The organism is Hallerella porci (assembly GCF_003148885.1).
Lineage (GTDB): Bacteria > Fibrobacterota > Fibrobacteria > Fibrobacterales > Fibrobacteraceae > Hallerella > Hallerella porci.
Window position 1 is genome coordinate 13,335 of the sequence record NZ_QGHD01000029.1, and the last position, 21,291, is coordinate 34,625.

At 44.4% G+C, this 21,291-nt stretch carries 20 protein-coding genes; 14 read left to right on the forward strand and 6 right to left on the reverse strand.

Annotation, left to right across the window (positions count from 1 at the left end; genetic code table 11):
* Positions 1-66 precede the first annotated feature (66 nt).
* From B0H50_RS10895 to murJ, 10 genes are all read left to right on the forward strand, one after another.
* Positions 67-1,902, forward strand: a complete 1,836-nt coding sequence (locus tag B0H50_RS10895; RefSeq protein WP_109587732.1) for a glycoside hydrolase family 9 protein — start codon at positions 67-69, stop codon at positions 1,900-1,902.
* 102 nt (positions 1,903-2,004) lie between these two features.
* A complete protein-coding gene (lptC, locus tag B0H50_RS10900; protein ID WP_106199665.1) occupies positions 2,005-2,685 on the forward strand; it encodes an LPS export ABC transporter periplasmic protein LptC in 681 nt (226 codons plus the stop codon).
* On the forward strand, positions 2,682-3,956 hold the full coding sequence (locus B0H50_RS10905) for a hypothetical protein (RefSeq protein WP_109587733.1): 1,275 nt from the start codon (positions 2,682-2,684) through the stop codon (positions 3,954-3,956). Before lptC ends, B0H50_RS10905 begins: the two co-directional genes overlap by 4 nt.
* Positions 3,953-4,690, forward strand: a complete 738-nt coding sequence (gene lptB, locus B0H50_RS10910; protein WP_106199661.1) for an LPS export ABC transporter ATP-binding protein — start codon at positions 3,953-3,955, stop codon at positions 4,688-4,690. The genes B0H50_RS10905 and lptB overlap by 4 nt, the downstream gene beginning before the upstream one ends.
* Before the next feature lie 9 nt (positions 4,691-4,699).
* A complete protein-coding gene (gene rpoN / locus B0H50_RS10915) occupies positions 4,700-6,217 on the forward strand; it encodes an RNA polymerase factor sigma-54 (protein ID WP_106199659.1) in 1,518 nt (505 codons plus the stop codon).
* Between the two features lie 155 nt (positions 6,218-6,372).
* Complete coding sequence (hpf, locus tag B0H50_RS10920) at positions 6,373-6,696, forward strand: ribosome hibernation-promoting factor, HPF/YfiA family (RefSeq protein ID WP_109587734.1); 324 nt, start codon at positions 6,373-6,375, stop codon at positions 6,694-6,696.
* A 5-nt stretch (positions 6,697-6,701) separates the two neighbouring features.
* Positions 6,702-7,733, forward strand: coding sequence for an HPr(Ser) kinase/phosphatase (gene hprK, locus B0H50_RS10925; protein WP_106199655.1), 1,032 nt, complete (start codon positions 6,702-6,704; stop codon positions 7,731-7,733).
* The gene (locus tag B0H50_RS10930) at positions 7,726-8,643 is read left to right on the forward strand and encodes an MlaD family protein (RefSeq protein WP_106199652.1); all 918 of its coding nucleotides are present in this window, start codon (positions 7,726-7,728) and stop codon (positions 8,641-8,643) included. Before hprK ends, B0H50_RS10930 begins: the two co-directional genes overlap by 8 nt.
* Positions 8,644-8,725: 82 nt before the next feature.
* Positions 8,726-11,452 carry a CotH kinase family protein gene (locus tag B0H50_RS10935; RefSeq protein ID WP_109587735.1) on the forward strand — a complete coding sequence of 909 codons (2,727 nt, stop codon included), beginning with the start codon at positions 8,726-8,728 and terminating at the stop codon, positions 11,450-11,452.
* 39 nt (positions 11,453-11,491) lie between these two features.
* Positions 11,492-13,054 (forward strand): murein biosynthesis integral membrane protein MurJ, encoded by a 1,563-nt coding sequence (gene murJ / locus B0H50_RS10940; protein WP_106199648.1) that lies wholly within the window; start codon positions 11,492-11,494, stop codon positions 13,052-13,054.
* Between the two features lie 56 nt (positions 13,055-13,110).
* Here murJ and mscL read toward each other — a convergent pair whose 3' ends face one another.
* Positions 13,111-13,557, reverse strand: coding sequence for a large-conductance mechanosensitive channel protein MscL (gene mscL / locus B0H50_RS10945; protein ID WP_106199646.1), 447 nt, complete (start codon positions 13,555-13,557; stop codon positions 13,111-13,113).
* 77 nt (positions 13,558-13,634) lie between these two features.
* On the opposite strand from mscL, the gene B0H50_RS10950 reads away from it, so the two are divergent.
* Positions 13,635-14,507, forward strand: a complete 873-nt coding sequence (locus tag B0H50_RS10950; protein WP_106199644.1) for a DMT family transporter — start codon at positions 13,635-13,637, stop codon at positions 14,505-14,507.
* Here the strand turns inward: B0H50_RS10950 and B0H50_RS10955 are convergent.
* From B0H50_RS10955 to B0H50_RS10965, 3 genes are all read right to left on the reverse strand, one after another.
* Positions 14,485-15,414, reverse strand: coding sequence for a hypothetical protein (locus B0H50_RS10955; protein WP_106199642.1), 930 nt, complete (start codon positions 15,412-15,414; stop codon positions 14,485-14,487). The two genes, B0H50_RS10950 and B0H50_RS10955, sit on opposite strands and share 23 nt — an antisense overlap.
* Positions 15,415-15,482: 68 nt before the next feature.
* The gene (locus B0H50_RS10960; RefSeq protein WP_106199640.1) at positions 15,483-15,950 is read right to left on the reverse strand and encodes a TraR/DksA family transcriptional regulator; all 468 of its coding nucleotides are present in this window, start codon (positions 15,948-15,950) and stop codon (positions 15,483-15,485) included.
* A 152-nt stretch (positions 15,951-16,102) separates the two neighbouring features.
* On the reverse strand, positions 16,103-17,065 hold the full coding sequence (locus B0H50_RS10965) for an aldose 1-epimerase (protein ID WP_158275915.1): 963 nt from the start codon (positions 17,063-17,065) through the stop codon (positions 16,103-16,105).
* A gap of 104 nt (positions 17,066-17,169) precedes the next feature.
* Between B0H50_RS10965 and B0H50_RS10970 the strand changes: the two genes are divergently transcribed.
* The 3 genes from B0H50_RS10970 (at position 17,170) to B0H50_RS10980 (ending at position 20,228) form a co-directional block, all read left to right on the forward strand.
* Entirely contained in the window at positions 17,170-17,742 is a 573-nt protein-coding gene (locus B0H50_RS10970; protein ID WP_106199706.1) for a flavin reductase family protein, read from the forward strand.
* Positions 17,743-17,821: 79 nt separating this feature from the next.
* Positions 17,822-19,279 (forward strand): phosphomannomutase, encoded by a 1,458-nt coding sequence (locus tag B0H50_RS10975; RefSeq protein ID WP_109587737.1) that lies wholly within the window; start codon positions 17,822-17,824, stop codon positions 19,277-19,279.
* Between the two features lie 34 nt (positions 19,280-19,313).
* Positions 19,314-20,228 carry a PorV/PorQ family protein gene (locus B0H50_RS10980; protein ID WP_106199634.1) on the forward strand — a complete coding sequence of 305 codons (915 nt, stop codon included), beginning with the start codon at positions 19,314-19,316 and terminating at the stop codon, positions 20,226-20,228.
* A 32-nt stretch (positions 20,229-20,260) separates the two neighbouring features.
* On the opposite strand, the gene B0H50_RS10985 is transcribed toward B0H50_RS10980, so the two are convergent.
* Both B0H50_RS10985 and B0H50_RS10990 read right to left on the reverse strand, forming a co-directional pair.
* Positions 20,261-20,554 (reverse strand): hypothetical protein, encoded by a 294-nt coding sequence (locus tag B0H50_RS10985; RefSeq protein ID WP_146193745.1) that lies wholly within the window; start codon positions 20,552-20,554, stop codon positions 20,261-20,263.
* 10 nt (positions 20,555-20,564) lie between these two features.
* Positions 20,565-21,023, reverse strand: coding sequence for a PQQ-binding-like beta-propeller repeat protein (locus B0H50_RS10990; protein ID WP_146193746.1), 459 nt, complete (start codon positions 21,021-21,023; stop codon positions 20,565-20,567).
* Positions 21,024-21,291: the final 268 nt, after the last annotated feature.

Genomic DNA, 21,291 nt, shown 5'->3' on the forward strand with positions numbered 1-21,291 from the left:
AATAGTGGGAACGATTTATGGGATAAAACTTAGTTTATTTGAAAACTTCAACGCAAGGAGTCGCTTATGTTTTTCAAATTCGGCGTGAAACAGTATATTCCCGCAGTGGTTTCCGCATTTTTCTTTGCCTCTTCGGCGTATGCAGCGACTGCTTACATTAACCAAATCGGTTATCGCACAAGCGACCAGAAAGAATTTACAATCGAAGGCGCTTCGGGCGCAGTGGAAATCGTCGATGCGGCAAATCAAACCGTTTTAACGGTAACGCCTTCAATGGCGACGCAATGGAGTCCGTCGGGACAAAGCGTGCAACTGGCGGATTTTTCGGAATTGAAAACGCCCGGAATTTATTCGATTAAAGTCGGCGGCGAAATTTTACGGAGCGATTTGAAAATCGCGGATAAAATATTTGAAGAAGTGACGAAAGCTTCTTTGAAGTGGTATTATTATCAGCGGGCTTCGATGACTCTTGATGAAGCGTATGCGGGAAAGTGGAAACGCGCTGCGGGACATACAAATCCGACGGCAACATTGCACAATTCTACGGGCTCTTCGGGAAGTCTTGCGACATCGAAAGGTTGGTACGACGCGGGCGATTATGGGCGTTACATTGTCAACTCGGGCATTACCACTTACACGCTCATTTCTTTGTATGAACATTTCCCCGAATACTTTAACACGTTGAAATGGAATATTCCCGCAGAAGGCGCGCTCCCCGATTTGCTCGCAGAAATTAAATACAATTTGGATTGGATGCTAACGATGCAAGCGCCGGATGGCGGCGTTTATCACAAATTGACAACTCTTGGATTCCCGGGCGATGTGATGCCTGCGAAAGATAAAGACCTGCTTTATGTCATCGGAAAAGGAACAGCGGCGACATTTGATTTTGCGGGAGTCATGGCGGCAGCTTACCGCATTTACAAAAATTTCGACGCGACTTTTGCAAATCAATGTTTAGAAGCGGCGAAAAAAGCTTACACTTGGGGAATTGCAAATCCGAATGTGGCATTTTCAAATCCGAGTGATGTGTCTACGGGCGAATATGGCGATAGCGGATTAGAAGATGAAAAATTATTTGCAGGAACAGAATTGTTTATTTCAACTGGCGAAGCTTCGTATAAGCAGACAGTAAACGAAGGAAGTGTTCCAGGCTGGGGAAATGTAACGGGACTTGCTGTTTACGGAATTGCAACGCATGCCAAAGAAATGGGAAGCGATGCAGCAAATGCGCTTACCATTCTCAAGAAAACGGCGGACGAATTTGCAGAGCGCGCCAATACAGGCTTTGGCGTAGTGATGTCGGATTATGATTTTGTTTGGGGTTCCAATTCTGTCGCGGCGAATCAAGGTGTGTGGCTTTTATACACGTATTATTTGACGGGCGAAAAGAAATATTACAATGCGGCGTGTAAAGTTCTCGATTATTTGCTCGGAAAAAATCCGCTGAATATGTCGTTCTTAACCGGATTCGGTTCGACGTCACCGATGATGCCGCATCATCGCCCGAGTACAGCAGACGGCGTGAAAGAACCGGTGCCCGGAATGCTCGTAGGCGGTCCGCAGCCAGGTGGCGAAGACATTGGTTCGCAAAGTTGGGAATGTCGCGATTATCGGACGGGTTATCCTGCTACATCTTATACTGATAACCGTTGCAGCTATGCGTCCAATGAAGTTGCGATTAACTGGAACGCTCCATTAGCATATTTAGCGGGCGCATTGGAAGCGATTAACAGCGGCTATAAACCGTCGTTTGCTTCTTCGGAAATGAGTACTGCCTTGAAACCGATTTTTGCAAAGAAAACGGAAAGAAATGCAATTCGTTTGCGCTTTGCAGAGCAAACAGTTTTTGTAGAAAAGAACGGCAAACGTTTTGATTTAAAAGGAATGCGTTTAAAGTAATGAACTCCTCTCCTTGTATGAGGGAAGGGCGCTGCGAATGCGGCGCTCTTTTTTTTACAAAAAAGTGCTTTTAAAAAGAGAAAAATCTATTTTTAGTTTTGAATGGCACATTTTTTGCTGGAACTGTTTGGACGGATGAAAATCGGTAAAAGCTCTTGGATAACGATGGCTTTCGCCGGCGTTTTTTTGAGTTTAGGATTAGCTGCTTGTGATGAATCCGAAGAGGAATCGCCATTTGACGAAGAAATTGTCGAACGCCCGATGATGCTTTTTACAGATACGACTCTTCTCGATTTTTATGAAAAAGAACGCCTTTCTTGGAAAGTGAAAACCGCTTATTTGGAACGTTGGGGCGGTTCTGAAAAAATTTTTGCGCGCCCAATTCTCGTCGATATTTTTGATTCTTTGGGCGAACGCTCAGCATTTTTGCGGGCGGATTCGGGAACTCTTGATAGTCGAATGAATTTCGTTTACGCTTATGGTCATGTTTACGCGCTTACGCCAAAGGGCGCTTCGGTTCGCGCAGATTCTCTTTTGTGGAATAAAAAAGATAACTTGGTCAAAACAGAAAGTTATGTCCGCGTGGTGAGCGAAGACGGTGATGTTCTTCAAGGAAAAGGATTTGTGAGCGATGCTAAAATGGAAAATTGGCATATTCTTTCGGATGTGACGGGAATTTTCCAAGACGCCGCAAAACGCCTCAAAGAAGAAGACGAAAAGCAAAACGAAGAACATTTAGAAGAAATCAATCCGCATCGTCCCCCAGTCGGAGGAAAACATTGATTTTTCGTTGGGTGATATTTGCAGTGCTTTTGTGCGGAATGTTTGAACAAGCATTTTCTCGGAATGCGCCGTTACTAATGCGTCATGCAGATAGTTTAGCAGCCATGCGAAAAGCGGGATTCTTGCTTTTGCACGGACGCGTTTATTTTACACATGATTCGATTGCGTTTCGCACAGGACGGGCGACGTGGAATAAAACTTTAGATCAAGTTGAATGCGAAGGCAATTTTTTGTTCACGCATCCCGATGGATTTATCAAAGCGAATCGCGGCAGTTATCAGCGGAAAACGGAAATCGCAATCGCATCGGGCACAGTCGAAGCCAAAGATTCCGCGGGCACTTACGCATTCTTCGGCGATCATCTCGTTTACAACAAAAAAAATAAAATTTTAACTCTCACCCAAAAGCCAGTTTTGCAGCAATATCAAAAACAGAAAAATGGAAAAATCGATACGACGACAATTCGTGCAGAATTTATTTCATTTGACCAAAACGCAGAATTTGCAAAAGCATTTCAGAATGTCGTGATTACGCAAGGCAGTATGATTGTTACTTGCGACTCGGGATTTTTAGATAAAAAAAATAATTGGGTCGCATTAAAAGGTTCGCCGAAATTTACGATGGACGGTTATGAATTGACAGGCGATTCCATTTATTTGACAATCGATTCGGATAAGCGAACTTTGAAAAGCGCCCTCGTGATTCGAAACGCCAAAGGAAAGCAGCACGAAAAAGGAAAGAATGGAAAGCCCGATCAATTTACCGAAGCCACGGGCGATACGCTTTATACGGAATTTGCAGACGATAAAATCAAACGGCTTTATGTGAATTTAAATGCGAACGGATTTTTTTACGAATCCGATTTTGCGGATTACAAAAATAAAATGGAAGGCGGACGTTTGGATTTAGCTTTTAAAAATGGGAAATTGCGGGCCGCGCTAATTTCGGGCGATGCGCAAAGTTCGTATTTTCATGTGATGGAAAAGAAGCGTCAAATCGACGGAAAAAATGAAGCTGCAGGCGATACAATTCGCATTGCATTTAGCGATGGCAAAGTGAAACATTTAAAACTTTCGGGCAAAAAAACTTTGGCGAGCGGTCGTTATATCGATTTGACAAAAGAAAATATTTTCCCGAAAATGGAAATTGATACGACGATGAAAAATTTTACGAAAAAGAATTTTCAAAAAATAAATGACGAAAAAATCAAAGAAAGAAATTTAAAGAAAAATCAAGAAAAAATTTCTGCAAAAAAAGAGGAGGTGAAATGAAGAACCTCATTCGAACAATTCGTACAGACAAAATTTGCAAAATTTACAATGGACGCAAAGTCGTAAACGATGTTTCCATCAGCGTTTCGCAAGGAGAAATCGTCGGACTTTTAGGACCGAATGGCGCAGGGAAAACGACATCGTTTTATATGATTGTCGGCATGGTGCGCCCGGATGCGGGACACATCTTTTTGGACGATGTAGAAATGACCGAAAAGCCAATGTTTCGGCGGGCGCGTCTCGGCGTCGGCTATTTGCCGCAAGAAGCATCGATCTTTCGCAAATTGAGCGTGCAAGATAACATCATGGCGATTTTAGAAACGCAGAATTACAAGCGGGCCGAACGCAAAGAACGTTTGGAACAACTCCTTGAAGAATTTAAGATTACGCATATTCGCAAAACGAAATCGATGAGTTGTTCGGGCGGAGAACGCAGACGATTAGAAATTGCGCGGGCACTTGCTGCGAATCCGGACTTTTTACTTTTGGACGAACCTTTTGCGGGAATTGACCCAATCGCTGTCGGCGATATTCAATCGATTATTTCGAGTTTAAAAGAAAAAGGCATGGGAATTCTCATCACCGATCACAATGTGCGTGAAACTTTATCGATTACGGATCGCGCTTATATCATGTATAAAAGTCAAGTTTTAACGGAAGGTTCGTCGGACTTTTTAGCGAATAACGAAGAAGCAAAACGCATTTATTTGGGTGAATCTTTCCGCTTGGATTAAGGAGCTTTTATGGATTTGGGTATTCAATTAAAGCAAGGAATGAAGCTAGATCAAACGCTGTCGCCGCAGATGCTGCAGTCGATTAAAATGCTTCAGATGAATTCGATGGAATTAGAAACCGCGATTTCGCAAGAGCTCGAAGTGAATCCGCTTTTGGAAATGGACGAAACTCCCGACAGTCGCTTGGAATCTTTAGATGCTCCGGTGAAAGAAAGCGACGCGCGCGATGGCGACGATAACAGTCACGATTTAATGGAACCGGGTTCGGAAAATTCCATCGATTGGGAACAATATATGGAAGACGGATTCCGCAATGCCGAAGCGCCGTATAAAGATTTGGGCGGTCGCGATCCCGATGACGATTTGCGTCCAGAACCAACGCGCGGACTTAGCATGCAAGAAATTTTGCGAAATCAATTGCGCGAATGGAAACGTCCGAAACGCATCGTGAAAATCGTGGAATATTTAATCGATTGTGTCGGCGACGATGGATTTCTTTCGCCCGCAGACAAAAATCTTTTGGACAAAGAAAATTTACAAGAACAAGAAAATCCCGACATCGCAGAAGTCGAAGAAGTTTTACAAGAAAAGAAAAAATTAGAAGACGCATCGTATCCGGTTCAAGAAGCGTTTCATGTTTTGCAATCGTTTACGCCGCCGGGAATTGGGGCGAGAAATTTACGCGAATGTTTTTTAATTCAGGCGTATCGCATCCCCGATTTTTCGCCGCTCGCTATCCGAATTCTCGAAGAAGAATTTGACGATTTAAAAGATTTGCGTTATGCGTCCATTGCCAAAGCGTTGAATGTTTCGACTGAAGATGTTCAAAGAGCGGTGCGCGAACTTGCGCAACTTTCTCCGCATCCGGGAATGCAAATCAACAACACGCCGACGCAGACGATTACTCCGGATTTACAAGTCGTCGAAACGGAACCGGGCGAATTTAAAGTCGTGATGCGCCGCGATCATTTTCCGCATTTGCACATCAATGAAACCTATCGCAAACTTTTGCAAAATCCAAATGCGAGTAAAAAAGATAAGGAATATGTCCGCGAAAAATTGAATGCGGCAAATTCATTCATCAAAAGCGTTGACAATCGGCACAGCACAATTGAACTCGTGATGAACGCCATCTTAAAAAAGCAACACGACTTTTTTGCAAAAGGTCCGGAGAATTTAAAACCGATGATTTTACAAGACATCGCCGACGAAATTCATCGCGACCCGAGTACGGTCAATCGTGCGACGAATGGAAAGTATGTCGACACGCCGTTTGGCGTTTATGAACTCAAACAATTCTTCAGTTCGGGAATTGCTCAAGAAGATGGCAGCGCTCTCGGTTCTGCAAAAATTTTGGATGCGATTAAAGAACTTGTTGCAAACGAAGACAGAACTGCCCCGCTTTCGGACCAAGCGATTACCGATGCGCTCGAAAAATCAGGGATGAAAGTCGCGCGTCGAACCGTTGCCAAATACCGCGAAGAATTGAAAATTTTGCCGGCACGACTCCGAAAAACGGTAAAATGAGGCTTTTTTGCGTCTTTATTCCAAATTAGATGAGAAAAAAGCAAAATTTTTCTCAAAAAAACATTCTTTTTTGCCAAATAAAGATGTATATCCTTTGAAGGGGAGGACGTTAATCGTTCTCCAAAAATGTTTCACCCTTAACCGGAAGGTTTGATATGGAAGTCCAAATTTCTGCTCGTCATTGCACTATCTCTGACACTCTTCAAAATACGCTTAAAGACGACGTGGACGCTCTTGGAAAATTCTATCCGAATATTATCGCAGCTTCCATTGTTTTGGATAAAATCAACGATTTAAGCCGCCATTGCGAAATTTCTTTGACTGTCAAGGGCGCGGTTGTCGTCGCTTCTGCAGACGAAGAAAATATGGGCAAGGCAATTGACGTTGCATTTGAACGTGCGAAAGTCCAGCTCAAAAAAGCAAACGAAAAGCAGAACGCTCATCAAGCTGAGCCAATTTCAAATGTCACTTCTGCTTAATTCCAGTGGCTTATCACACATTCGATAATCTAGATATCAAGCGCCGAGTCTCGTACCCGGTTCTTGATTTTTTTAAACGCTTTCGAGAATCTTTTCAATTAACTCTCTACACCTCGGAAGCGTCTTTGCGGACTGAGCTTACGCATATCGGAGTTCATCGTCCGGGACTTGCGATGTCGGGATTTCTTTTGGCCTACAAAGAAAATTCTACGCAAATCCAACTCATCGGTTCTACGGAATGGAATTTTTTAGAGAGCGTTGGGCAAGAAGCCCGCGATTATATTTTTGCAAAACTTTCGGAATATGATGCTCCGATGTGGGTGCTCACGCATGGATTAAAACCGCACGCAGAACTTTTGGCGATGTGCCAGCAGAAAAATATTCCGCTTCTTTCGACGGAACTTTCGACATTTGAATTTGCCAAAAAAACGCAGCAATTTTTGGAAATTTATTTTGCAGAATATACGACGGTGCACGCAAGCCTCGTCGATGTTTACGGCGTCGGCATGCTTTATGTCGGCGATAGTAACGTCGGAAAATCCGAATGCGTTCTCGATTTGGTGGAACGCGGACATCGTTTGGTTTCGGACGATTCGGTGCGCATTATGCGACTTGGCGATGTGCTGCTCGGTTCTTCGGAATCGCTGATTAAAAATTACATGGAAATTCGCGGAGTCGGCATTATCAACATCAAAGATATGTTCGGCATTTCTTCGGTGCGACGCAAAAAGAAAATTGAAGTCGTGATCGAACTGCAGCCGTGGCGACAAGGGCTTTCGTATGAGCGCACCGGACTTTTGCAATCTTACGAAGAAATTTTAGGCATTAAAGTTTTGAAAGTCGCAATTCCTGTGGCGCCGGGAAAAAGTTTAACAGTCATCTCGGAAGTGATTGCGAAAAATACGCTTTTGAAATTGAGCGGCGTGGATTCGGCGAAGGCGTTTAACGATGCGCTTCTCAAAGCGATTCAAGAAAAGTCGCAGGGAATTTATCACGACGGTTTAGACGATATGTTGTTTGGGTCGATTTATGAATAGTAAGCTTTCGAAATACGGCAACAAGCGAATGCTTTTTTGCATGATGATTTTGTGTTGCGGTATTTTTGGACTTTGGTATTTTTTTCACCCGCTGAGTCCGCATAATGTGCGGTTGCATTACGTGGCAATTTTTGATGAAGTCGGACCGCTTGCGAGCGGAAATAATGTGAAAATCAGCGGGCTTTCGAAAGGGCGCATTCTCAAAATGCACAAAACAGATAGCTGCATTTATGTGACTTTTGAAGTCGTCAAAAATGTGCGCCTTCCCATCGATTCCAAATTTCTTTTTGCGAACGCAGGATTTTTAGGCAATCGAGAAATTCAAATTACGTTAGGAACTTCTTCGAAGGTTTACCAAGCGGGCGATACGATTCGTCAAACGGTTTTTGATAAAGGTTTAAATTCGGCAAGCGACGATTTGAAACAAGCGATGACAGAATTGCACGATGTGATGACGAAAATCGATTCGGTTTTAGCGGAATTGAAAGATGGAAAAGACCGCAAACAGTTTGATCGCATCGTGCGCAAAGGAAAAAATCTTTCGGCGGAAATTTCAAATGATGCAGAAAATTGGAAATCGAATTTACTTCAAATTTTCGATGCATTTTCTGAGTCGGCGGATAAATTAAAATCAACAGCAGATCAAATTGCAAACGGAATGGACGCGGTCGAAAATGACGGAGAAAAGATGATTGCGCAACTTAAAAATTTGCAGCAATCGGCGGAAAATGAAAAACAACAAATTCAAGAAATTTTAGCGAAGTTAGATCGCAATGATAATTCGGCGGCGTTAATTTTACAAAAAGGCAGCAAAGTTTTGAAACAACTTGAACAAGTGAGCGAAAGCGTTTCCGCGTTGTTAAAAGGAATTAAGAAAAACGGATTGCGTTTGAATGTAGATTTCTTTTAATGAGAAATTACGCATTCTGCAAAAACGAAAATGAAAAACTTTCAAATTTTCGGTAGCGGACATTTGGATTTATTTTAATGGCATGAGATGGTCTGGAATATTTGCATTATTCTTGGTTTTTGCCGTTGCGTGTAGCGATAGCGATTCTGCGAGCGCCGTGGAAGAACCAATTGACGAACCGACACTTCCATTTGTGCGTTCGGCTCCGGTGCTATTTACAGAAGTGAATCCGAAAAATAATAGCTTCGAAGATGAAGATGGTGATAAATCAGATTGGATTGAACTTTTTAATCCGGCGGATTCGGCGGTAAGTCTTGCGGGCTATTCGTTGACAAATGATTTGAATGAACCGCACAAATGGACTTTTGGCGATGTTAAAATTCCTGCGCAAGGATTTTTAATTGTCTTCTTTTCGAAAAAAAATCGTCCGGATTATGCGATTCCTTCGGATTCCATCAATATGCTTGGCGGCGGTGCTTGGGGTTGGTCGGATGCGCAAAGTTCTCCGGTGGCGGGGACGAGTTTTGCAAAGCCTTGGCTTTCTTCGCGTTATCTTTCTAAAGAAAATGGCGCAAATGTTCTTTCGGGGCAAATGCAGCTCGGTGAAAATGAAGAACTCGGTTGGAGTAGCGCTTGCATTTTTGTGGGAGTCGGAACGGGCTCGAGTCACGATGGACATGATTTGAGCAAAACGAATCAATTATTGCTCACGGGATTTGTGACGAAAAATGAAGAATTGGAATTGCGTTTAACGCAGACGGATTTGGACGATTGGAAAGGCTGGCCGACGAAAATTACGGGAACGGGAGATTCTTCGACGACGTATTTGATTACACTTCCGACAGAAGGAAATTTTCCGGATTTAAAAAACATTTACGGCTCACGATTCTCGGCGGTGAACAGTTATAAAAATCCGGTGCAATTTAAATTCACATCTTTTGTCGCACGCAATCAAGGACATTTTCCGCATACGAATTTTAAGCTTCCGCAAGAAGGTGGAAACATTTTCTTGTTGGATAGTACAGGAACTCTTCGCGATTCCATTGCATATCCGAAAGTGCCGAGCGGAAAGTCGTATTCTTTTGCAGGAAGTGGCTGGGGATTTGCAACGCCGAACCCGATGGAATTTTCGCTTGAATCGTATGCGGGACAAGCTGTTGATTCGTATCAGTTGCCGGCTTCGGGATTTTATTCGGTGCCGTTTACGATTTCATTTGGCAGCGATCCGTTAAGCGGAATTCATTGCGAAGCGGGCGGTAAACTGCCGACGGAATTGAGCCCGACAATGCTCGGCGATTTGACGATTTCAACGACGACAGTGCTTCGCTGCGCGACATTCCACGAAGGAATGATTCCGAGTGAAATTTTGACGCGGACATATATTTTTGAACCGCAGCCGAGTATTGCTGTCGCATTCATTACCGCAGATCCTAATCAACTTTTTAGTCCGGATTCTGGACTTTATGAAGAAGGCCCGAACGCAAGTTCCGAAGAACCACATTACGGTGCCAATTATTGGTTGGATAAAACGATTCCTGCGGATTTAACTTTCTTTGAACCGGGAAGTACTTCGCCGGCATTTGAAATTTCTGCGGGCTACGAAATTTTTGGCAATTACAGTCGTGCAAATCCCAAAAAATCGTTTGCGTTAAAATTCCGCAAAAAGTATGGAAGCGCAGCTTTGGAATATCGAATTTTCCCAGAACATCCAGATTTAAAACGCTTTAAAGATTTGGTCTTCCGCAATAATGGCGGGAACTGGTCGCAGGATTATCTCCGCGATAGATTGGGTTCAAGCATTACGCGCGGACTTGGCTTGGATTATCAAAAGGCGCGTCCATCGGTCGTGTATTATAACGGCGAATATTACGGCATTCACAATATCCGTGAGCGTTTAAATGAAAATTATTTTACGACGAATTACGGAATTAGTGAAACGGCAATTGATTTATTAAAATGCGATCAGTCGGCGACGGCGGGAAGCCCTGCAAATTATGTGGAGCTCGAAGAATATGTCAAAAGTCATGATCTCGCTGACAGCGCTGCGTTTGCGTATGTCGCGACTCAAATGGATGTGGACAATTACACGAATTATATTCAAACCGAAATTTACATCGCCAATCAAGATTGGCCGGCGAATAATATGAAAATGTGGCGCTCGCGTGCGCCGCAGACAAAGTGGAAATGGATTTTATACGATTTGGATTTTGGATTTAACAATGGACATTCGCAATATTCGGATATTGATATGTTTCATTTCATTTTGGATTCTACCGCAACGGGTTATCCGAATGGAAAAGAATATACCGTTCTTATTCGCAATTTGTTAAAGAATGAAAATTATCGCAATCGTTTTGTGAATCGTTTCAGCGCACTTCTTGCAGGAAAATTTAGCGCAGATTCTGTCATTGCCCGCGAACGCCTTTTGATGCAAGAAATCAGTTCCGAAATTTCGCACGATCAAGAACGTTGGAATCATAGTTCTTCGTATATGGAAAGTCACGTGGAAACTATTGAAGAATTTGCGACGTCGCGCCCCGCAGAAGTTCTTTCCGAAATGCAAAGCGTTTTTGAACTTGGAAAAATGCAAACGATTGCGGTTGAACCCAACGGCTGCGGGACGATTTTGGTAGATGGAATTCCGTTAAGGCAAACGACAGAATTAAAATTATTTGCCGATGTTCCGGTGACGCTTTCGGTAGAAAATGGCGCGGGCTGTACATTTAGCGGTTGGACAGATGGTGAAACTTCTTTGTCGCGGACGATTCTTCCGATGGACGGAAATATCTATGTAGCAAATTTCCGCTGAGAGAAAATCATCGTATGGATTTTCTAAAATTGCGGACAAATGAATAAAGCGACTCTTATTATTGCGGTAAGCATGCTCGCTAGCCGCGTTCTCGGCATTCTTCGAGAAATGTTGCTAGCGCGTGCCGCTGGTGTTACCGCCGAAAAAAATGCTCTCGATTTAGCGTTTTTAATTCCGGATATTTTAAATCACGTTGTAAGCACCGGATTTCTTTCCATCGTTTTCATTCCGATTTTCTTTGGCTACAAAGCGAAAGAAGATGAAGAGGGCGCTTGGAAATTTTTTAGCAATGTTCTGAATACTCTCGGCATTTTATTTTTAGCGCTGATTGTTCCGTCGTTTATTTGGATGAAGGAATTGATTACATTTTTTACTTCGGCGGCGGATCTTCCGACAGAAATTTTGGATCGCGCAACTTACTTTGGCCGCATTATTCTTCCGGGGCAGCTTTTTATTTTTGCGGGTAGTTTTTTGGTTGCTTTGCAACATACGCGGAAACAATTTGCGATTCCTTCTTTAACCGGAGTCATTTACAATTTGGCAATTATCGTGGGCGGCGTCCTCGGACAAAGTCACGGGCTCGAAGGCTTTGCGTGGGGTGTTCCGGTTGGAGCGTTTGTCGGATTTTTCGTCTTCCAAATTTTTGGCGTGATGCGCGGCGGTTTTCATTATCGGCCGTATTTTAATCCGAGACATCCCGACATTTTGCGTTATATCAAAATGATGATTCCGATGTCATTTGGCGTCGGCAGCATGTTTGCTTTTGAATTTGTGATTCGTAGTTTCGGCGGAGTTTTTGGCAGCAGCGGAATTTCGAGTTTGAATTATGCGTATCGGGTGATGTATACTCTCGTCGCAGTATTTGGATTTTCTGTCGGCGTTTCAAGTTATCCCGATATGGCGCGCCTTGTCAAAGAAGAAAAATATAGCGAGCTCAATCATAAAATTTGGTCAAGTCTTTCGCGGATGTTTACGATTTTAATTCCCGCAGCATTAACGGTTTGGGCGCTTTCCTTCCCCGCTGTTCGCATTCTTTTTGAACGCGGAGCGTTTACGCGTGAGACGACGGAATATGTAGCGAAGCTTTTGCATTGGTATTTGCCTGCGAGTTTAGGACTTTGTTTGCAAGCGGTTTTGGTGCGCTCTTTTTACGCAAAAGAAAAAATGTGGACGCCGACTTTAATCAATACGGGAATTTTCTTGCTCACGATTCCTGCGTATCTTTTCTTTGCTGATGATTTCGGCATTTATGTGGTGCCGATTGTGGGCGCGTTAGGAGCGATTGTGCAAGTGACTGCGATGGTTCTTCTTTGGGCGAAGCAAACGGGAACCGAAGGCATGGAAACGGCGCTTTGGAATATGGGACGCGCTCTTGCGAGCTTTGCTGCGATGGTTGTCGTGGCGATTGCAATTGAAAATATTTCGTATGACTTTGTCCGCGAAGCTTCGATTTTCTGGTTAATTCTTTATTCCGGAGTCATCGCAGTTATTCTTTTCCCCGCGTGTCTTTTGGTGCAAAAAGTCATTGGCTCCAAAGATGCTGACGATATTTTTAACGAACTCGTTTCAAAAGTTCTGCGAAAATTGCATCTCAAAAAATAAAGGCAGAGTCGCTCTGCCTCAAAAAAAATTCCTCGCTTGGCGAGGAATTTTTTCTTTTACTTGTTCTTTAACAAATCGCGAATTTCGGTAAGAAGAACTTCTTCTTTGCTCGGAGCCGGTGGCGCTGGCGGCGTTGCCGGTTTTGCTTCTTCTTGCTTCCGCATATTTTGCATAAAGCCGAGGAATTTTTTCATCACGAGGAAGACGACGATTGCGACGATGATAAAGTCGACAATACCGCCGATGAAGTTTCCGTAAGGAATGACAACTCCTGCTTCCGTTGTATAAGAAAGCGATTTAATACCTTCGCCAGCGTCCTTTGCGCCGCCCATCGCGATGAGTGCGGTGACGCCCGGCATCACAATGTCGTTTACAAAAGAGGTGACGATTTTTCCGAATGCACCACCGATGATCACACCGATAGCCATATCGACGATGTTGCCTTTAAATGCAAAAGCCTTGAATTCGTTGAGAAGGCCTGTTGCTTTACCTTTAATGCCCATGGAGGACTCCTTTTGAATAATTTCTTCCTAAGAATAAATTTTTTTCGGAGCTTTGTCACGATTGCTATTATTGCGCTATGTTTTGGGTCACACTTGCTCTCGGTTCTGCATTATTCTTAGGCTTATACGATATTGCCAAAAAGAAAGCGCTTACAAAAAATGCGGTTTTACCCGTTCTCTTTTTTGTGAGTTTAACTTGTATCGTTTCGCTTTTGCCGGCGTATTTTTTAGGAAAAATTCCTTCGCTTTCGTTCCGTGAATACGGAATGCTGTTTATCAAAGCAGCGATTGTAACAACGAGTTGGAATTTTACATTCCATGCGGTTTCGCGTTTACCGCTGAGCGTTACTGCGCCCGTGCGGGCGAGCGCTCCGATTTTTACGATTGCGATGGCGGTGACGTTCATGGGCGAACGCCCTTCGGGAATGGAATGGTTGGGAATTGCGATTTCTGTCTGCGGCTTTTTAATCATGGGATTTGCATCGCGCAAAGAAACGGGACATTTCTTTACAAACATTTGGATTCTTTCCATGTTTTTTGGAACATTTCTCGGCTCGGTAAGCGGCGTTTACGATAAATATCTTCTGCATCAGTTGGATTTGAATCCGCTAGCGACTCAATTTTATTACAACATTTATATGGCGCTTTTGCAAGGCGCGGGCATTTTACTCGTGAAATTTTTTCGGCGACATTCTGAAAACGGCAAACGATTTGAATTTCGAAAAGTCATTTTCGCCGTGGGCATTTTTCTCGTCATCGCGGACCGCTTTTATTTCTTAGCGGTGCATGAACCGGATGCGCTCATTTCGGTCGTGTCAATTATTCGTCGGTCAAATGTGCTCATTAGTTTTGCTGGTGGACTAATTTTCTTTCACGAAAAACATCCGCCGCTTAAATTCGTTGCAATGGCGTGTATTTCCGCGGGCCTTATCTGCTTTGCGTTAAAGTAAGATTCGTCTGCAAAAATTCTTTGGCATCTTGACAAATGACAACGCCTTTGTCAAATAAACGTTCCAAGCGTAACACCGTGGGATCGCCCGGATTTTCGTAAACGACGACATGACGAATGCGATCGCGATGCTTTAATAAAAATGGGAAACAATTTCCGTCTGTTTGCGGAAAACCGTAGCCGATGACAAAAATTTCGTCGGCGGTAGAAAGGAAATAATCGGCTTTTGCCCACAGCACATTGAAAAGACTTCCGCGTAAAAAAGAATCTTTTGCGTGTGCCATCGGAATAAAAATCGGATTGTCTTTTTGATAAAGCGGAAAACTGCGATCGCCCGGTTCAACGCGGCAAACATTTTTTAAATCCAAATCTTCACCAGCGCCTTTAATCGAATACCAATTTAAAGAACCGTGAAGTTTCAACAAGTCCACGCTCTTTGGGCGATTTTCTTGATTTGCAGAACGGTCCGCGCGTTCAATGCTTACGCCGTAATCGATTGCTGTCGTCTGAAATAAATGCGGATCTTGCTGAATTTGATCTTCCAAAAGAGTATCGTAATTAAAGGAAAGAATCAAATTTTCGCGGCAAGCCTTTTTGCGATCGTTCGAAACGGCGGTTAAAAATTGGGAAAGAATCTGCGAAGCTTCCGCAGAAAGCGGGAGAGTTCGGTGCATCGATTGCGTAATAAATCGCAGCAGTTCAAAGCGCAAAATCGCATTTTGTAAACGCGCTTCTTCGCTCGAAAAAATTTGTGCGGTTAAAATATTGGTGGCGACGGATTCGATTTTTAAGTATTCCGCTTCACCGCGGCAAAGTTCCCGAAGCCAATAACAGTAATTGCGTAAATTTAAGCATTCCGTTCCAATGCGGTCGGGAATGCGTCCGTTCAAATCTTTGAGAGTCGGCATCTCGGGGCAAAAGGATTTACTAAATCCCGAGCCCAAGAGAAATACGCGACGATAATGATCTGCGGAAATCAGGAATCGTTCCTTTGCGAATTGCGTTGTTGCTGCGCATAAATGCGAGCCATTTCCAAACGGTTTTCTTCGCGTTCGCGCTTCTTCGTTTCGGATTTGCAGCTCACGCATTTTGTCGCGGTAGGAACAGCTTCCAAACGAGCCTTCGGAATGAGCTTATGGCACACTTTGCAAATGCCGTAAGTACCGTCTTCGATGCGTTGCAGCGCTTCTTCCAAGTACACGAGATACTTGCCATCGCGAGCCGCTAAATCGAAATTGGTTTCGAGGGAATTGTAATCGGAAGCGACATCGGCGAGGTGAGTCGCATAGCCGGCGGTTTCACCGCCTTGATCGCGCTGCCCGTGGAATGTATCGCTTGCCGCGACATCCCCTTGAGCCGCAACAATTTGACGACGACGTTCTTGTAAAAGAGCCTTGAAGTAGTCCAAGTCTTTTTGACTCATTTTTTCTTTCTTTTCGGCCATTCCTAACCATCCTCTCTTGGCGCATCCCGAATTGGAGGCGTCTTTGCCCGCATAAACTATTTTATTTTACAGAAAAAGGGCAACACTTTGTAAAAAAAATGTTGCCTAAAATTAAAGGAATTGAAAATTTGCCCAATTTTTGGACGAAATTGTCATTCTAGAGCGGAAAATTCGGCGCCCCAAAGAAGAGTTGTCGAATGTCCCGGCAAAATTTCGATGAGTTCTCGATGATGATTTAACACATCGGGAGCAGAAGTCATCGGTTCGAGGGCGATGCTTGCACGACCTGGCGGCGTGTAAATTTGAATGCCGCGGAAAAGTCCGTTCCCCGTTTTTTGCCAAACGTCAATTTTCTTTTTCTCGGCGGAGTCGATGAGGCTCACCGTTTCTTTGTCGGCGGCGTCGCTATCAAAAGCAAAATAATCGTTGATGAAAGTTTCACCGAGTTTGGAATTTCCGTCAAAGCGCTTTTCCATTTCGTATTCGCCGGTCGGAATATCTGCGGAATCGAGAAGTGCTTTTTTCGAAGTCGGGAGAAGAAGCGTCAATTCATCAATGCTTTTTCCGAGTTGAAAATACGGATGAAATCCTTCGGCATACGGAATCGTTTCGTGAAATGTATTCGTAATTGTGGATTTGACATCAAACGAATTTCCGCGGAAAATATATTTGTTAGTTACTTTATATGTAAACGGATAACCCACTGCGTCGCCGTAGAAATCACAAGAGAGAGTCAAAGTAGCAACGCTTTCATCGGAAGAAAAAGAAACGAGTTGCCACGGCAAAACATTTAAGAATCCGTGAAGCGCATGAGGCGCCCAACTGACATTATTTACCAACTGATAAGTTTTATTTTTCCAAGTCCACTTGGCATTATTTGTGCGCCCCGGAAATGGTGAAAGTACTGCGCCCGCGTTGGTGTCGGCTTGAATTTTTCGAAAAGTTTCGGCGTCTTCGTAGCCGTAAAGAAGCGAAAGCATTTTTCCGTTTGCGGGAACGCGCCAAGCGTTTAAGCCTGCGCCGTGGCCTGCGAGAATTTCAAGTTCGCAATCGTCAGCGTGAATAATGTAACGCGCAACAGTTCCAAGCGGTTTTGATTCTAACGAAAAATGCATTTTCATCTCCAGAAAAAGAATAATTCAAAATTAACAAATTCTAAAAAAGGAAATTTTCTCGGCGAATGCTTTTATATTTTATGGAAAATTTCAAAGGAGATTTTATGCGGAAAGATTTTGGATCCAAGGCAATTATTACACCGCTTCCGGTTTTGGTCATCGCGACTTATAACGAAGATGGAACGCCGAATGCGATGAACGCTGCGTGGGGCGGCCAGCGCGAAGAAGATCAGATTGCGATTTGCCTCGGCACAAGTCACAAAACGACCGAAAATATCAAAGCTCGCAAAGCGTTTACCGTGAGTTTCGGAACGCGTAAAACCGAAATAATCGCAGACTTTTTCGGCGTTGTCAGTGGAAAAAAATTGCCGAATAAAGTGGAAAAATCCGGCGTTCACGTTGTGAAAAGCGCTCACGTGGATGCGCCGATGTTCGAAGAATTTCCTCTAACTTTGGAATGCAAATTATTAGAATGCAGCAAAGATTTTGACGGCAGCACTTATATCGTGGGCCAAGTCGTGAATACAAGCGCCGATGAAAGCGTTCTCGGCGAAGACGGCAAAGTGGATTTAGGAAAAGTCGAACCGATTTCGTATGATTCTGCGGCGCATGCTTACCGCGTCCTCGGCGAAAAAGTCGGGAAAGCATTCAGCGACGGAAAAAAATTAAATCAGTAAATGAAAAGGAAGGCGTCTGCACGGCGTCTTCTTTCGTTTAAAAATTTTTTCAGCGGAAAACTTTAAGTATTTTTTGATTATGAAAATTTCTGTAAATGAGATGATGAATTCGAGCGGCGTTGGTTTTGGAACAAGCGGTGCTCGCGGCTTGGTTTCGAAAATGACGGATTTAGTGTGCTACAGTTATACGCACGCTTTTCTCGCTTATTGTGAAAAGAATTATCCTTCGGAAAAAACGGTGGCGATTGCGGGCGATTTGCGTCCGAGTACAGGTCGCATTCTTGCGGCTTTAGCGACTGCAGCGAAGGATATGAATTGGAATGTCATTTACAGCGGACGCATTCCGAGTCCGGCGATTGCTCTCTTTGGAATTGACAAAGCGCTTCCGACGATTATGGTCACCGGCAGTCATATTCCCGCAGACCGAAACGGCATCAAGTTCAATCATCCCCAAGGTGAAATTTCAAAAAAAGATGAAACGGGAATTCGCGCAGAAATTTTTGATGTCAACGACGAAAAATTTGATGCCGATGGGATGCTCAAATCCGCGGTAGAACTCCCCGCAGAAGATTCAACCGCCCGCGTCAATTATGTGAAGCGTTACATCGACTTTTTCGGAAGCAAAGCACTTTTGGGATTTACCGTCGGACTTTATCAGCATTCGGCAGTGGGTCGCGATATCATTTACGAAGTGCTTCAAAGTCTCGGCGCATTTGTGATTCCTCTTGGACGCTCGGAAACGTTCATCCCTGTAGATACCGAAGCGGTTCGCCCCGAAGATATTCAACTCGGTGCGAAATGGGCAAAGCAAGGATTGGATGCGATTGTGAGCACCGATGGCGATAGCGATCGCCCGCTTTTTGCCGATGCGACCGGACGCTGGATTCGTGGCGATGTCCTTGGCATTTTGGCGGCGTCGGCTTTGGGAATAAATCGCGTGGCGACACCTGTCAGCTGCAACACCGCTCTCGAAAAATGCGGAAAATTTGAAAAGACTTTGCGCACGCGAATCGGCAGTCCATACGTCATCGCAGGCATGCAAGAATTAGACGAAACGGGAAAAACCGTCGCCGGCTACGAAGCAAATGGTGGATTCTTGCTCGAAACCGATGTTGAAATGAATGGAAAAATTTTGAAAGCGCTCCCGACCCGCGATGCGCTTCTTCCGCAGCTCGCTGTAATGCATCTCGCTCGTCAAAAAATGGTCGCTGTCGAAGATTTGTTCCGCGAATTGCCGAAGCGTTTTACAGCAAGTGACCGCATCAAAGAATTCCCGACAGAAAAGAGCAAAGCAAAAGTTGCAGAAATCGCAAACGGAAAACTCGGCTCTCAAATTTTCGGAAGTCTCGCAGGAAAAGTTGTTTCGGAAGATACGACCGATGGCTACCGCATGACTTTTGAAACGGGCGATATTATTCATTTGCGTCCGAGCGGAAACGCTCCGGAATTACGCTGCTACATCGAAAGTGAAACGCCAGCCCGTGCCGAAGAACTCAAAACGAAAGTGTTGAGCATTATGCAAGGCTGGAAAAATTAGCAGCTTCATTTCGAATTTTTGTATTATTGCTCCTATGAATTTGACTCGTGTTCTGTCTCTAACTCTTCTTGCTTCTGCAGTTTCTTTTGCAGGGGGCAAGTATTGGAATGTGGACAAAGGCGGAACCACGATGAAATTTCTTTCGATGGCGACTTCACCGCGTTCTGCTGCACTTGCGGGCGCAGGAGTCGCCACACCGCAGAGCTTTGCCGAAGTTTCACGAAATCCGTTAGCGACGACTTCTCTCGATTATTCGCAGATGGGAATTCAACACATCGTCTTTTCGGACAATGTGGATGCGCAGTTGACTTCGGTTTACTTTGGAACTTCATTTCGGTATGTAAATGTCAGCGCTGCGATGGAATATTTGGGCTATGACGATATCGAAGGCCGCGATGACGAAGGATTTAAAACCGAAGATTACGGAGCGATGGCTTGGGCTGTTCAACTCGGTATCGGAAGTGCGCCTTCTACATTTAATTGGGCGCTTTCTGCGCGTTTTGCATCGCAGTCAATTGACAATTCCACCGCAATCGCTGTCCTCGCAGACGGTGGTGCAAGTTTTGTGCTGAATCGTTACTTTACATTCGGAGCGACGGTGACGAACTTCGGCTGGGTTTCGGATTACGAAAGCGAAGAGGAATCCGCGCCGATGGCGCTTCAGGCGGGAATTTCGGGAACGCACCCGATTCTGGATATTTTTGATTTGGTTCTTCATGCGGATGCTTACCGCCGGGCGGACTACGATGCGGAATGGCGTTTCGGCTCCGAGTTAATTTATAAGAAGTCGCTCTTTTTCCGGGTGGGCTACGCTTACAAACCGAATGACGACAACGGCGTTTCTGCGGGACTCGGAATCGTCTTTGGGCGTTTCCAGTTCGACTATGCTTACCAATCGAATCCCGTGCTGGACGGAAACCACCTTTTCCACTTGGGAATCGGATTCTGACTACAGCTCGCCGCTAGGCGATTTCGGTCAAGTCATCTGTAATCGCTTTCATCCGCGATAGCGGAGTCCAACTTGTCGAGAGGGAACTTGAAAAAATTTTTCCAGTTTGCCACATAGAGCGTGTCGCCGATGACATCCAGCGAATACGTTCCGCCTCCGCTAGGAAAGCATTGAAAATTTTTACACCAGGAGCCAATAGCGCGCCATCCCTTGGGAATATTACCGTAAGGTTCGCCGTAATCCCCCATATAAACCATCGGCACTTCCGGGCTTTCCCCGGCGACAAATAAATGTTTTCCATCGGAAACCAGCGAATGGACTTTCAACGTAGGAGAATTATGATAAATAGAATACCCCAATAAGGGAATTCGCCGTATCACCTGTAAAAAAAAGACTATTGATTTGCCTCCAAGTTTGCGAAAATTCATCTAACGCGAATATAGTTTCATCATCTGTAGCAACATAAAGTTTGCCATGATGAACAGTGACATCATTGACCGGCATATTCGCATAATCCCTAGTACAGGGAATCGATCTCGGGATTTCCGGCAATTTTGTCCATACTCGGTCTCCCGCATCGAGGCTCCACACATTTTCCGAAGTTGCCGCATAAAATTTCCCGTTCCATTCCACGCCCTTACGAAAAAAGAATCTAGCCGAATCTGGAGATTGCGTCGTTCCCATTCTAAAATAAGGGGAGGCATCGACGCTGTCCCAACCTTGGCCATTTTCCCACATCACTAGTGACGCAAAATCCAGATTCTCCACAGAAATACTGTCTCGAAAGCCTGCCATCGAAACTATCAGTCGCCCTTGGAATCGTCCAATCCCATAAACATGATGCCACTCTCCGTCTGCCAAATCTTTTATTTTTTTTTATTGCTGTCCGGTAAAAGTTCCAACATAAACACAATATGCTGAATACGCGCCGATTTCGACAGAAAGCGGTGCCTTTGCGTTTTGCGGGCCCCCTAGACAAGATTTAGCTGGAGCTGGCCGGGTGGTGAACGGCCCCCGACAAAAGAGCTTGCAGCAACCCGTTCTGGATTTTCGAGGAACGGAA

Bases quoted from the DNA above. Each gene is read 5' to 3' on its own strand.
- B0H50_RS10970 (WP_106199706.1), top strand. From the start codon at position 17,170: ATGCGGAAAGATTTTGGATCCAAGGCAATTATTACACCGCTTCCGGTT.
- rpoN (WP_106199659.1), top strand. From the start codon at position 4,700: ATGGATTTGGGTATTCAATTAAAGCAAGGAATGAAGCTAGATCAAACG.
- B0H50_RS10965 (WP_158275915.1), bottom strand. From the start codon at position 17,065: ATGCATTTTTCGTTAGAATCAAAACCGCTTGGAACTGTTGCGCGTTAC.
- B0H50_RS10895 (WP_109587732.1), top strand. From the start codon at position 67: ATGTTTTTCAAATTCGGCGTGAAACAGTATATTCCCGCAGTGGTTTCC.
- lptB (WP_106199661.1), top strand. From the start codon at position 3,953: ATGAAGAACCTCATTCGAACAATTCGTACAGACAAAATTTGCAAAATT.
- B0H50_RS10980 (WP_106199634.1), top strand. From the start codon at position 19,314: ATGAATTTGACTCGTGTTCTGTCTCTAACTCTTCTTGCTTCTGCAGTT.
- B0H50_RS10955 (WP_106199642.1), bottom strand. From the start codon at position 15,414: ATGCCGACTCTCAAAGATTTGAACGGACGCATTCCCGACCGCATTGGA.
- B0H50_RS10950 (WP_106199644.1), top strand. From the start codon at position 13,635: ATGTTTTGGGTCACACTTGCTCTCGGTTCTGCATTATTCTTAGGCTTA.
- B0H50_RS10935 (WP_109587735.1), top strand. From the start codon at position 8,726: ATGAGATGGTCTGGAATATTTGCATTATTCTTGGTTTTTGCCGTTGCG.
- B0H50_RS10930 (WP_106199652.1), top strand. From the start codon at position 7,726: ATGAATAGTAAGCTTTCGAAATACGGCAACAAGCGAATGCTTTTTTGC.
- B0H50_RS10975 (WP_109587737.1), top strand. From the start codon at position 17,822: ATGAAAATTTCTGTAAATGAGATGATGAATTCGAGCGGCGTTGGTTTT.
- murJ (WP_106199648.1), top strand. From the start codon at position 11,492: ATGAATAAAGCGACTCTTATTATTGCGGTAAGCATGCTCGCTAGCCGC.
- B0H50_RS10990 (WP_146193746.1), bottom strand. From the start codon at position 21,023: ATGGCAGGCTTTCGAGACAGTATTTCTGTGGAGAATCTGGATTTTGCG.
- mscL (WP_106199646.1), bottom strand. From the start codon at position 13,557: ATGGGCATTAAAGGTAAAGCAACAGGCCTTCTCAACGAATTCAAGGCT.
- hpf (WP_109587734.1), top strand. From the start codon at position 6,373: ATGGAAGTCCAAATTTCTGCTCGTCATTGCACTATCTCTGACACTCTT.
- lptC (WP_106199665.1), top strand. From the start codon at position 2,005: ATGGCACATTTTTTGCTGGAACTGTTTGGACGGATGAAAATCGGTAAA.
- B0H50_RS10960 (WP_106199640.1), bottom strand. From the start codon at position 15,950: ATGGCCGAAAAGAAAGAAAAAATGAGTCAAAAAGACTTGGACTACTTC.